The organism is Streptomyces sp. SM11 (assembly GCF_002910905.1).
Lineage (GTDB): Bacteria > Actinomycetota > Actinomycetes > Streptomycetales > Streptomycetaceae > Streptomyces.
In genome coordinates, this window is record NZ_NEUE01000304.1 from 27,308 (window position 1) to 39,784 (window position 12,477).

Genomic DNA, 12,477 nt, shown 5'->3' on the forward strand with positions numbered 1-12,477 from the left:
GCCGCCGTCGCGTTGTCCGGAGTGCGGGTGGGTGCGCTACCGCGCGGGCTGCACGGGTGCCGAGCGGAGCAGCTCCTCAAGCACCACCGCGATGCCGTCGTCATCGTTGGACGCGGTGATCTCGTGGGCGACGGCCTTCAGGTCGTCGTGGGCGTTGGCCATGGCCACGCCGTGGTGGGCCCAGCCGAACATCGGGATGTCGTTCGGCATGTCGCCGAAGGCGATCGTGTCGGCCGCCTTCACACCGAGCCGGCGGGCGGCCAGCGAGAGGCCGGTCGCCTTGCTCAGGCCCAGCGGCAGGATCTCGACCACGCCGGCCCCGGCCATGACCACGTCGACCAGGCTGCCGACCGCCGCCCGCGCGGCGAAGGCCAGCGCGTCGTCGTCCAGCTCCGGGTGCTGTATGTAGACCTTGTTGAGCGGGGCGGTCCACATCTCGGTGGCGTCGTCCACGAAGAGATACGGAAGCGGCCCCTCCTGTACCCGGTAGCCGGGGCCCACCAGCACCTCGCCGTCCAGTCCGTCGCGGCTGGCGGCCAGGTGCAGCGGACCGACCTCCGCCTCGATCTTGGACAGCGCGAGGCCGGCCAGCTGCCGGTCCAGGGTCAGCGAGGTCAGCAGCTTGTGCTCGCCCGCGTGGTAGACCTGCGCGCCCTGACCGCAGACCGCGAGCCCCTCGTAGCCGAGGTCGTCCAGGATGTGCCGGGTCCAGGGGACCGCGCGTCCGGTGACGACGATGTGCGCGGCGCCGGCCGCCGTGGCGGCGGCCAGTGCCGTGCGGGTGCGCTCGGAGACCGTGTCGTCCCCGCGCAGCAACGTGCCGTCGAGGTCGGTCGCGACGAGCTTGTAGGGGAAGGTCACTTGGCGACCGGTTCCAGGACCTCGCGCCCGCCCAGGTACGGACGGAGCATCTCGGGGACCCGGACCGAACCGTCGGGGAGCTGGTGGTTCTCCAGGATCGCCACGATCGTGCGCGGTACGGCGCAGAGCGTGCCGTTCAGGGTGGCCAGCGGCTGGACCTTCTTGCCCTCGCGCATCCGGACGGACAGGCGGCGGGCCTGGAAGCCGTCGCAGTTCGACGCGGAGGTCAGCTCGCGGTACTTGCCCTGGGTCGGGATCCACGCCTCGCAGTCGAACTTCCGCGAGGCGGAGGAGCCGAGGTCACCGGTGGCGACGTCGATCACCTGGAAGGGCAGTTCGAGGGCGGTGAGCCACTGCTTCTCCCAGTCCAGGAGCCTGCGGTGCTCGGCCTCGGCGTCCGCCGGGTCGACGTACGAGAACATCTCGACCTTGTCGAACTGGTGGACGCGGAAGATGCCGCGGGTGTCCTTGCCGTACGTGCCGGCCTCGCGGCGGAAGCACGGGGAGAACCCGGCGTACCGCAGGGGCAGCTTGTCGGCGTCGATGATCTCGTCCATGTGGTACGCGGCGAGGGGGACCTCGGAGGTGCCGACCAGGTAGTAGTCGTCCTTCTCCAGGTGGTACACGTTCTCCGAGGCCTGGCCGAGGAAGCCGGTGCCCTCCATGGCGCGCGGGCGGACCAGCGCGGGGGTCAGCATCGGGATGAAGCCGGCCTCGGTGGCCTGGGCGATCGCCGCGTTGACGAGGGCGAGCTCCAGGAGCGCGCCGACGCCCGTGAGGTAGTAGAACCGCGAGCCGGACACCTTGGCCCCGCGCTCCATGTCGATGGCGCCGAGCGCCTCGCCGAGCTCCAGGTGGTCCTTGGGCTCGAAGCCCTCGGCGCCGAAGTCGCGGATGGTGCCGTGCGTCTCCAGGACGACGAAGTCCTCCTCGCCGCCGACCGGTACGTCCTCGTGGACGATGTTGCCGAGCCGGAGCAGCAGCCTCTTGGCGTCCGCGTCCGCCTCGTCCTGGGCGGCGTCGGCCGCCTTGACGTCGGCCTTGAGCTGTTCGGCCTTCTTGAGGAGCTCGGTGCGCTCCTCGGGGGTGGCCTTGGGAATCAGCTTGCCGAGCGACTTCTGCTCGGCGCGGAGTTCGTCGAAGCGGACGCCGGACGACCTGCGCAGCTCGTCGGCGGAGAGCAGGGCGTCGACGAGGTCGACGTCCTCTCCACGGGCGCGCTGGGAGGCGCGAACACGGTCGGGGTCCTCACGGAGCAGGCGAAGGTCAATCACCCCTCCAGGCTACCGGTGCGCGGTTCTCGCACTCGAACCGATATTGCCGAGCGTGTCACTATGACCGAATTGCCGGAATTGATATTTCTGAGGGGGAATCGCAGATGCTCGCGGATGATCGCGGCGCCGATCTCGATCTCGGTATGGGCGTCGATCTCGGGGTCGGTGCGGGCGAGGGTGTCAATAGCGGTGGTTAACTCCCCTGAACAGGGCAGAAGGTGCGGTTCGCCTTGACGTACCGCCCTTGAGTGGGGCGGGAGTTGGGTGGTGCGTCTATCACCGTTGTCCACAGGGGGTTCGGCGTCGGAATAGTTATCCACAGGCTGTGTGGAAGTTCTGTGGATGCCGGAGGGGATTGTTCCGGAAGTCGGGCGAAGGTCCATGGAATCTCCGCCCAAACCCGTTCGGCGCGCTCATTCGGGTGGGAATTCGCCACCTCAAAGAGTTGATCAAGGGAATGGGGCAGGTGCGCGGCAACTCGTGCCGCCTCATGATTCTGTGGATGGCCCCGGGGCTCCTGGGTTGATTTGTCGACGATGTCGCATGAGGGTGTCGACTTGTCCCCAGGTCGAGAGTCGCCCTGTGGATAACTCTCCGGAGCGTGTGACTACCTGTAGATCGCACCACTGCGGAGCGCGCAAGGTGGCCGCCCCGGGAAGCCTGCGCGCCGGAGCTCTCTCCCGCCCTGCCGTCAGATCCGGCCGTCCTGGCTGCGCGCCAGCCAGTCGGAGGCTTCCGTGAACGCCGCGTCCGACGTGCCCGCCCGCAGCGGCCGCACCTCGTCCGGGGAGACACCCGCCCGCGGGTACGAGCCGAGGAACCGCACCTTCGGGCTGATCCGCTTCAGTCCCATCAGGGCCTCCCCGACCCGCCGGTCCGCGATGTGCCCCTCCGCGTCCACGGCGAAGCAGTAGTTGCCGATGCCCTCGCCGGTCGGGCGGGACTGGATCAGCATCAGGTTGACGCCGCGCACCGCGAACTCCTGGAGCAGCTCCAGCAGGGCGCCGGGATGGTCGTCGCCGAGCCGGATCACCACGGAGGTCTTGTCCGCACCGGTCGGGGCGGAGGGCCGGGCGGGACGGCCCACCAGGACGAAGCGGGTCTGGGCGTTCTCCGCGTCGTGGATCTCCGTCACCAGCGGCTCCAGGCCGTAGGTGGCGGCGGCGAACTCCCCGGCGAACGCCGCGTCGTACCGCCCCTCCTGGACCAGCCGGGCCCCGTCCGCGTTGGACGCCGCCGACTCCCACAGGGCTCTTGGGAGATGGGCCGCCATCCAGTTGCGCACCTGCGGCTGGGCGGCCGGGTGCGCGGTGACCGTCTTGATGTCCGACAGCTTGGTCCCGGGCCGTACCAGCAGCGCGAAGGTGATGGAGAGCAGCACCTCGCGGTAGATCATCAGCGGTTCCCCGCCGGCCAGCTCGTCCAGCGTCGCGGTGATGCCGCCCTCGACGGAGTTCTCGATCGGCACGAGCGCCGCCGCCGCCTCGCCGTTGCGTACGGCGTCCAGAGCGGCCGGCACGGAGACCATCGGGACGAGTTCCCGGGTGGCGGCTTCCGGGAGCGTACGGAGGGCGACCTCGGTGAAGGTGCCCTCGGGGCCGAGATAGGCGTAGCGCGTGGCTGACATACGGTCACCCTAATGCGCCCCGCGAGGCCCGCCGTGCTGTCTCAGAATGCGGTCGGGAGGGAGCGCGCGGGCCGCGGCCCGCGCGCTTGTCGACCGTGGACGGAAGGTGCGGCCGCCTACGACTCCAGAAGCCGCTGCCCCACGTACTCGCCCTCCCCCGCACCGCCCGGGACCGCGAACACGCCGCTCGCCTCGTGCCGGAGGAACGGCGACAGCGCGTCGCCCCGGTCGAGCTTGCGCTGCACCGGCACGAAGCCCCGGAACGGGTCCGCCTGCCAGCAGACGAAGAGGAGCCCGGCGTCCGGAGCACCGTCCTCCGCGATGCCGTCGTGGTACGAGAACGGGCGGCGCAGCATGGCGGCCCCGCCGTTCTTCTCGGGTGAGGAGATCCGGGCGTGGGCGTTGTCGGGGATCACGAGCCTGCCGTCCGGGCCCGCCTTGTCGAGGTCCATCTCCGTGGTCTCGGTCCCCCCGCTCAGGGGCGCCCCGTCCGCCTTGCGCCGCCCGATGACCCGCTCCTGGCGCTCCACCGGAAGCTTCTCCCAGTCGTCCAGGAGCATCCTGATCCGGCGGACGACGGCGTACGAACCGCCCTCCATCCACTCCTGCGGCTTCCCGGGGGAGGCGGGGACGAACACCCGCCGGCCGAAGTCCTCGTCGGCCGGCTTCGGGTTGCCGGTCCCGTCGATCTGGCCCATCAGGTTGCGGGCGGTCATCGGCCGGGCGGTCGCGCCGGGGGTGCGGTTGAAGCCGTTCATCTGCCACCGCACCCGTGCCGTGCCCGCGGCCTCCTTCTGGAGGGCCCGCAGCGCGTGGAAGGCGACCAGTGCGTCGTCCGCGCCGACCTGCACCCACAGGTCGCCGTTCGAGCGCTCGGCGTTGAGGGCGTCGGCGGAGAACGCGGGCAGCGGGTCGAGCGCGGCGGGCAGGCGGGCGGCCAGTCCCGTACGTGCGAAGAACGTACGGCCGAAGCCGAAGGTGACGGTCAGGGACGACGGCCCCGCGTCCAGGGCGATCCCGGTGTCGTGTCCGGGGCCGTCCGGCCCGCCAGCCGCGGGGCGGCCCGCCATCAGCTCCTTCGCCACCGCGGACCAGCGCCGCAGCAGCACTGCCGCCTCCTTGCGCCCCGCGCCCGCCGTCAGGTCGAAGGCGACGAGATGGCCCCGGGCCTGAAGCGGAGTGGTGATCCCCGGTTGATGTTTCCCGTGAAACATCGCCTCGGTCGCCCCGACGGTCGTCAGCGCGGCCGGCTCCTCGGGGCGGGTGGCGGCGTACCCGGCGGCTCCGCCCCCGGCTCCCAGCACCAGCCCCGTGGCACCCGCGGCGCCCGCGGTGCCCAGCAGCCGGCGCCGCGACACGCCGGTGCCGCTGCTCCCGACGACGTTGCGCGGGGAATCGGTCGTGTCGGTCCCGTCCGGGGCCTGCTTCTTGGTCTTGCTCACCGTGCTCAGCCGATCTTCGCGTTCTTGTCGATGGTGACCTGGTCGATGTCCGATGTCCGTACCGTCACGTCGACCTTCCAGTCCCCGGCCATCGGGATCTGCACACCGCTCGCCGTCCAGTGCCCCTCGGCCAGCCGGTCCGGTACGACTGGCAGCGGGCCGATGTCCTTCGACTCCAGGGTGAGGGCCAGCTTCAGCTCGGGGACGTCCATCGGCTTGCCGTCGCTGCCGTCGATCCACACATGCAGGTCGTTGGAGCCGGTGCGGCCGGGGCCGATGTCGATGCGGACGGTGCCCTTGCCGTTCCGGCCGCCGGTGTCGAACGGCATGCTCAGGTTGACCGGGCCGCCCGCGGCGGGAGCGGTCGCCGCGGTGGCGTCGCCCGCGGCCTCCTCCTGTGTACGGCCCGGTTCGGTGGCCGTCAGCATGGTGGTGACGGCCAGCAGGACGACGGCGACGACGGCCTCGGCCAGGACCGAGCGGCGCAGCCCGGAGCGCTCCGGGTCGGCGTCCCGTATCCGCTTCTTCTTCGTCGCGGTCAGGATGGCCCGCTGGCGGGCCAGTTGCGCGGCGCGCTCGGGGCCGACGTCGGCCGGGGTGTCCTCCGGCCCGATCACCTCGGTCACCGGGTCCGCCTCCCCTGTCACCGGGTCCGCTTCCTCGGTTCCGGAGGAGGCGACAGCGGTGTCCGTCAGCCGTCCCGTCCAGCGCCGGGAGAACCAGGCGACCATGAGCAGGACGGCGATCAGAGCCACCTTGAGGATCAGCAGCTGCCCGTAGCGCGTCCCGGTCAGCGCCGACCAGGAGCCGACCTGCCGCCAGGACTGGTAGATCCCGGTCGCCGCCAGGACCACGACACTGCCGAACGCGACCGCGGAGAAGCGTCGTACCGCGGCGCTCCCGATGTCCGGGGTCCGGTACAGCGCCACCAGGAGTGAGGAGAGCCCGCCGAGCCACGCGGCGACGGCCAGCAGGTGCAGGACGTCCACCGGCATGGCGATGGACGGCTGGATACCGGTCGAGGCGTGCTCGGACATCGACCAGGTGGCGGCGATGCCCGCCGCGACCACCCCGCCCCCGACGGCGAGGCCGAAGGTGAGGTCCTTCTTCTCCCGCTCGTCCTCGCGCCGGGCGTACGTGCCGAACAGCACGGCGATGAACAGGGCGGCGGCCCCGAGCAGCAGCAGCCGGGAGACGAGGGCGGCGCCGGACTTGGTGTCCAGGACGGACTGGAGCCCGGCGAGGTCGAAGGCGTCGGCGAACTTCCCGCTGCCGGTGTACGGATGGCGCAGCAGCAGCATGGCCAGGGTCGCCGCGGTCAGCGTGAGCCAGCCGCGGACCACGAGCCGCTGCATCGGCAGGGCGGACGCGCCGCGCTGCCAGCAGACCAGGACGAACGCGCTGCCGCCGACGAGCAGGACGAAGCCGCCGTACGCGGCGTAGCGCGCGATGTCGTAGACGACGCCGACCGCGCCGCCGCCCACCGCCTGGGAGGGCAGGGCCACCGTGGTCTCGGACGGAGCGCCGATGGAGAACGTGAACGCGCCGGAGATCGGGTGGCTGTCGGCGGAGATCGCCTGCCAGGCCACCGTGTAGGTGCCGTCCGGCAGGCCGGAGTGGAGCGCGACGCCGTAGCGGACGGTGCCGCCCTCGGAGAGATCGCGCGGTTCGGCTTCGGTGTCGGCGCGCTTGCCGCTGGGGTCGAGGACCCGGATGGAGTCGTCGCCCACGGCGATGGCCTCGGAGAAGCTGAGGGTGACCTCCTTGGGCGCGGTGTCCACCACCGCCCCGTCCTGCGGGTCGCTCCCGGTGAGGGCGGCGTGCGCGGACGCCGGGCCCGCGCCGGCCAGCAGCAGCCCGAACACCAGGCTGACCAGCGCGGCGAGGAGCGCGGCGGCGGCGACGGGCCGTCGTATCGGGAACGGTCCGGCGTACGGGGCGGTGGCAGACATTGTTTCAGTCCCTCACTGCTTCTTCGGGTTGTGGGTGGTTGCCTTCACCGGCAGGTCGACCGTGATGGGGCCGGCCTTCTCGAAGTGCAGCTCGACGGAGACCTTCTCGCCCGGCTTGGGCTTCTGCTTGATCTTCATGAACATGATGTGGTTGCCACCGCGTTCGAGATCGAGCTCGCCGTTCGCGGGCACCTCGAAGGAGGAGACCTCGCGCATCTTCTGGTTCTTCGTCTCGTGGATCGTGATGTCGTCGGAGAGCGGACTGGTCACCGAGGTGAGCCGGTCCCCGGCTCCGCCGTTGTTCTGCACGACGAGGAAACCGGCGGCCATGTCGCTGACGGGCTGCGGCAGATACGCGCCGACGACCTTCAGATCCGGTTCGCTGTCCGACGAGCACCCGGCCAGTGTCAGCCCCGTGGTGAGGGCGAGGACGCCGGCGAGGGCCGCCCGGCGGTTCACGGGGTCTCCCCCTTGAGCAGCTTGGGGAGGTCCTTCGCGTACTCCTCGGCGGTGGTGTCCTCGCCGTAGAGCACATACCCCTTGTCCGTCTTCGGGGAGAAGGCGATGACCTGGGCGCCGTGCATCGAGACGACGGTCCCGTCCTTCTCCTTCTTCGGCGCGTCGATGCCGATGCCGATCTGCCGCGCCCCGGCCTGGATGGTCGGGAAGTCGCCGGTGAGACCGGTGAAGGAGGGATCCTGGGCGGCGAGCCACTCGCCGAGCGAGGCGGGGGTGTCGCGCTCGGGGTCGGTGGTGACGAAGACGACCTGGAGCTTTTCCTGGTCGGCCTTGGGCAGCTCCCGCTTGGCGAGGGAGATGTTGCTCATGGTCAGCGGGCAGACGTCGGGGCACTTGGTGTAGCCGAAGTAGATGAGCGTCGGCTTGCCCTTGGTCGCCTCGCGGAGGTCGTACTCCTTGCCGTTCGTGTCGGTGAGTACGAGGTTCGGCTTGGTGAACGGCTGGTCGAGGACGGTCGCGGGCTTGTCCGGCGCGGCGCTGACCTCGGCGATGGACGAGGAGTCCGCCTTGTCGTCACCGGTGCCGCAGGCGGAGAGGGCCAGTGCGGCCGCGGCGGCGAACGCCACGGCCGTCACTGCTTTTGTGTTGCGCATGTAAGAGGTGTCCTGAACGTGGTGCGGGTGAGGGAACCGGCCGGTCAGGCCGATCGGCGACGTCCGGCGAGCACACCGAACGCGATGCCCCCGATGCCGATGACGATGCCGATGATGCCCAGCGTGCGGGCGGTGGTGTCGCTTGAGGAGGAGGACGCGGCGGTGCTGCTCCCCTTGGACGACGCCTCGGTGCCGGCGGCCTTGGGGTCGTCGGACTCCTTGGCGTCGTCGGCCGCGCCGCCGTGGTGGTCCTCGGCGGCGGCGGTCAGCTTCAAGACCGGGGCCGGGCTGTCGGGCTCGTCGCCGCCGGCCGTGGGCTCCTCGATCCAGCGGACGACTTCCTTGTTGTCGTACGTCTGGATCGCCTTGAAGACGAGCTGGTCGGCGTCCTCGGGAAGCGCGCCGACGGAGACCGGGAACTGCTGGAAGTAGCCGGGGGCGATCTCGCCCTCGTCCGCGGTCCAGGTCACCTTGGAGACCGCCTCGGTGATCTTCTTGCCGTGCACCTCGAGAGGCTTGTCGAGCGTGCTCCTGTCGATCGTGATCTTCCAGCCTGGGACGGCCTGCGGGGTGACGGACGACAGCGGGTGGTCGGCCGGGAAGTTGACTTCGAGCTTCACCGTCGAGGCCTGGTCGCGCTCGTTGGGGACCTTGAAGTTGAGCGTGGCGTATCCGCCCTTGGCGGCCTCGCCGACCGGCTGGACGCTGACATGGGCGGCGGCCGGGCCGGCGATCAGCAGGACGGTGGACGCGGCGACGCCGCCGGCGAGGGCGATACGGGAAAGCTTCATGGCAGAAATCTCCACAGGGAAACGGAACGCGGTGGTCCGGCGCGCGGATGCGCGGCGGCATCACGACACCTCGTGGTCCGGATCTCCTTGGGCGTGCGCGCACAGGGACGTGTGCGGACGGGCCCGCGGGGGCGGTGGTGGGAGGCGTCGCGTCAGGCTGCGAGGGCGTACGGGGCCGGAGGCCCGCGCCTGATCACCAGGTGCTGCAGAGGATCCCCGACGGCCGGTACTGGTACGTCGTCGGAGCGGCGCGGAACGCACGGCCCGGCCACGAGCTGTTCGCGTGCCCCGGCCCGCAGCGCGCGGACGAGGGCGAGCGCGGCCCGCAGGGACCGCAGCCGGGCCCCGGCCGCCAGCGCCTGGGCGCTGTGGGCGGAGAGCCGGGCCAGCCCGAAGAGGGCGATCTCGCCGCGCCGCAGCAGCCAGCCGGTGGCGAGCGCGACGAGGACGTGGGCGAGGAACATCGGCAGGCTCGGCAGCAGCGCGGACACCGTGGCGCAGACCTGCGCGATGCCGGAGGCCCCGTCCGGAGCCGCCGAGGCCGCGGCCCGGGCCGCTCCGGCCCCGCCGTCCGCGAGATGACCGTGGGCCCCCGCGAGCGTCGACGGATCGATGCCCGCGGAGGAGACGATGCGGTGGGCGTCGGCCGCGTTCAGCTGCGCAGGTCCGGCGCCGCACACGAGGCCGGCGGCGAACCGGATGAGCGGGTTGTCGCCGCCCGTGGACGCTGCGGCGGCCGGGGCGCTGCTGTGGCTGCCGCACGCGAAGAGCACGTGCAGCAGGATCTGTCCGCCGGCCAGCGCGCCCACGATCGACGGAAGGGAACGTTCCCGTCCGGCGAGGACCGTGGCGACGGCGAGGACGCCGAGGAATCCGGCGACCACCGTCCACGCGGGGACGGCTGTTCCGGCGGCGAACGCGTGCCCGGCCGCGGACAGCACGACGCAGACCGCGGTGAACACCGCGGCCCTCATGAGCCGCAGACCGGCTCCGGCGCGTGCGAGAGGCGTGGACATAGCCGGGACATCATCGCACTGCACCCCCCTGTGCCGTACGGCAGGTCCGGAAGGTCAGGCTCCGTCCCCAACCGCGCTTGTTGCGCCTGTTCGCGGGGGATGTACGGACCAGGGGCGGGCACCCCTGGCCACGGGACGGCCCCGGTGACCTGCCGACGGGCGGGTCCATACACCGGGCGGCCGAATGTCCACATCCGCCGAATGAGGGCTCTCCCACCCGATCCGTGCTTACGAAGTGCCGAGGGCGGCAATACGTATCGATACGTCGAGCCGCAGCCAGGAGGCTGAAAGATGAGCATCTGGTGGTCTCTCCATTTGCGGCGCGAAGCTGCGAGCGTTCCGCTCGCCCGTCGTTTTCTGCTCGGCACCATGGAAACCGCGGGGGTGGATCCGGACATCTCCTTCGACCTGTCGGTCGCGCTCAGCGAAGCCTGTGCGAACGCCGTCGAACACGGTGGCGACCGGACGGCTCCCGGGGAGCCGGAGGATGCCGGGTACGGACGCCCCGCCGCGGACTCCGGGCAGTACCGGGTCACGGCCTATCTGGACGGCGAGAAATGCCGTATCGAGGTCAGCGACTCGGGACCGGGCTTTCCCGCCCGGCGCGCGCTTCGCCCAGCCGCACATTCCGAACAGCACCCGCAGCCCTCACTTCCCCCACTTCCCTCACTTCTCCCATGGGACGCCGAAGCCGAGAGCGGCCGGGGTCTCGACCTCATCGAGCAGCTTTCGGACCACGTCCAGTTCGGCAACCGGCCGGGCCGCGGCGCGGTGGTGAGCTTCGACAAGGTCCTGAAATGGCGTGAGGGCGCGCTGCTCACGGTGTAGTGAGCGGCGCGCCCTGCGCTCTTCGTACGGCAAAGCCGCCGTACGAAGAGGGGCACGGGGAGGGATCAGCCCTTCAGCTGCGCCATCCAGGCCTCGACCTCGTCCGCCCGGCGGGGCAGCGTGTCGGAGAGGTTCCGGTTGCCGTCCTCGGTGACGAGGATGTCGTCCTCGATCCGGACGCCGATGCCCCGGTACTCCGCGGGCACGGTCAGGTCGTCGGCCTGGAAGTAGAGACCGGGCTCGACCGTCAGGCAGACGCCCGGCTCCAGCGTGCCGTCGACGTACGCCTCGGTGCGTGCGGCGGCGCAGTCGTGGACGTCCATGCCGAGCATGTGGCCCGTGCCGTGGAGGGTCCAGCGGCGCTGGAGGCCCAGCTCCAGGACCTTGTCCACGGACAGGTCGCCGAGCAGGCCCCACTCGACGAGCTTCTCGGCGAGCACGCGCTGCGCGGCGTCGTGGAAGTCGCGGTAGCCGGCACCGGGCTTCACGGCGGCGATGCCCGCCTCCTGGGCCTCGTACACCGCGTCGTAGATCTTGCGCTGAAGCGGGTTGAAGGTGCCGTTGATGGGAAGCGTCCGCGTCACATCGGCGGTGTAGAGGTCGTTGGTCTCGACGCCGGCGTCGAGGAGCAGCAGCTCGCCCGCGCGGACGGCGCCGTCGTTGCGGACCCAGTGCAGGGTGGTGGCGTGCGGACCGGCGGCGCAGATCGAGCCGTAGCCGATGTCGTTGCCCTCGATGCGGGCGCGCAGGAAGAACGTGCCCTCGATGAAGCGCTCGCTGGTCGCCTCGGCCTTGTCCAGGCTCTTCACGACGTCCTCGAAGCCGCGTGCGGTGGCGTCGCACGCCTTCTGCAGCTCGGCGATCTCGAAGGCGTCCTTCACCAGACGGGCCTCGGAGAGGTAGACGCGCAGCTCCTCGTCGCGCTCCGCGGTGACCTTGTCGGTGAGGGCTGCCTCGGTGCCCGCGTCGTGGCCGCGGACGCCCCGGACCGGGCCGGTGGCCCCGGTCAGTGCGGCGGCCAGCTCGCGGACGTCCTTCGCGGGGATGCCCAGCAGCTGCTCGGCCTCGGTGAGGGAGTGCCGACGGCCGACCCACAGCTCACCCTGGCCGTCGAGCCAGAACTCGCCGTTCTCCCGATTGGAGCGTGGCAGCAGGTAGATGGTCGCCTCGTGGCCGCTGTCGCCGGTCGGCTCCAGGACGAGCACGCCGTCCTGGGTCTGGTCACCGGTGAGGTACGCGTACTCGGTGGAGGCGCGGAAGGCGTACTCGGTGTCGTTCGAGCGGGTCTTCAGGTTGCCCGCGGGGATGACCAGGCGCTCGCCGGGGAAGCGGTCGGAGAGCGCGGCGCGCCGGGCGGCGGTGTGCTCGGCCTGGGCGATCGGCCGGAGGTCGTGCAGTTCCGTGTCGGCCCAGCCCGACTTCATGTTGTCGGCGAGCTCGTCGGAGACGCCCGGGTACAGGCCGTTCTTCCGCTGCTTGACCGGTTCCGCCGCTTCGTTCTCCTCGGTCTCCTGCTCCGGGTTCTCCGGGATGAGCTCCTCAGACACGATATGTCTCTCCTTGATACGACACTG

General features: G+C 71.0%; 11 protein-coding genes. 1 reads left to right on the forward strand and 10 read right to left on the reverse strand.

Annotation, left to right across the window (positions count from 1 at the left end; all coding sequences use genetic code 11):
- Positions 1-36 precede the first annotated feature (36 nt).
- From B9S58_RS35300 to B9S58_RS35340, 9 genes are all read right to left on the reverse strand, one after another.
- Complete coding sequence (locus B9S58_RS35300) at positions 37-861, reverse strand: HAD family hydrolase (RefSeq protein WP_103535937.1); 825 nt, start codon at positions 859-861, stop codon at positions 37-39.
- Complete coding sequence (serS, locus tag B9S58_RS35305; protein ID WP_103535938.1) at positions 858-2,135, reverse strand: serine--tRNA ligase; 1,278 nt, start codon at positions 2,133-2,135, stop codon at positions 858-860. The genes B9S58_RS35300 and serS overlap by 4 nt, the downstream gene beginning before the upstream one ends.
- Before the next feature lie 691 nt (positions 2,136-2,826).
- A complete protein-coding gene (gene pheA, locus B9S58_RS35310) occupies positions 2,827-3,762 on the reverse strand; it encodes a prephenate dehydratase (RefSeq protein ID WP_103535939.1) in 936 nt (311 codons plus the stop codon).
- A 116-nt stretch (positions 3,763-3,878) separates the two neighbouring features.
- Entirely contained in the window at positions 3,879-5,204 is a 1,326-nt protein-coding gene (efeB, locus tag B9S58_RS35315; protein WP_181009560.1) for an iron uptake transporter deferrochelatase/peroxidase subunit, read from the reverse strand.
- 5 nt (positions 5,205-5,209) lie between these two features.
- Entirely contained in the window at positions 5,210-7,156 is a 1,947-nt protein-coding gene (locus B9S58_RS35320; protein ID WP_103535940.1) for a copper resistance CopC/CopD family protein, read from the reverse strand.
- Positions 7,157-7,168: 12 nt separating this feature from the next.
- On the reverse strand, positions 7,169-7,615 hold the full coding sequence (locus B9S58_RS35325) for a copper chaperone PCu(A)C (RefSeq protein WP_103535941.1): 447 nt from the start codon (positions 7,613-7,615) through the stop codon (positions 7,169-7,171).
- A complete protein-coding gene (locus B9S58_RS35330) occupies positions 7,612-8,268 on the reverse strand; it encodes an SCO family protein (RefSeq protein WP_103535942.1) in 657 nt (218 codons plus the stop codon). The genes B9S58_RS35325 and B9S58_RS35330 overlap by 4 nt, the downstream gene beginning before the upstream one ends.
- 44 nt (positions 8,269-8,312) lie before the next feature.
- The gene (locus B9S58_RS35335; RefSeq protein ID WP_103535943.1) at positions 8,313-9,059 is read right to left on the reverse strand and encodes a YcnI family protein; all 747 of its coding nucleotides are present in this window, start codon (positions 9,057-9,059) and stop codon (positions 8,313-8,315) included.
- 152 nt (positions 9,060-9,211) lie between these two features.
- A complete protein-coding gene (locus tag B9S58_RS35340) occupies positions 9,212-10,075 on the reverse strand; it encodes a hypothetical protein (protein ID WP_103535944.1) in 864 nt (287 codons plus the stop codon).
- A gap of 291 nt (positions 10,076-10,366) precedes the next feature.
- On the opposite strand from B9S58_RS35340, the gene B9S58_RS35345 reads away from it, so the two are divergent.
- Positions 10,367-10,903, forward strand: coding sequence for an ATP-binding protein (locus B9S58_RS35345; protein WP_103535945.1), 537 nt, complete (start codon positions 10,367-10,369; stop codon positions 10,901-10,903).
- A 65-nt stretch (positions 10,904-10,968) separates the two neighbouring features.
- Here B9S58_RS35345 and B9S58_RS35350 read toward each other — a convergent pair whose 3' ends face one another.
- A complete protein-coding gene (locus B9S58_RS35350) occupies positions 10,969-12,450 on the reverse strand; it encodes an aminopeptidase P family protein (RefSeq protein WP_103535946.1) in 1,482 nt (493 codons plus the stop codon).
- Positions 12,451-12,477 lie beyond the last annotated feature (27 nt).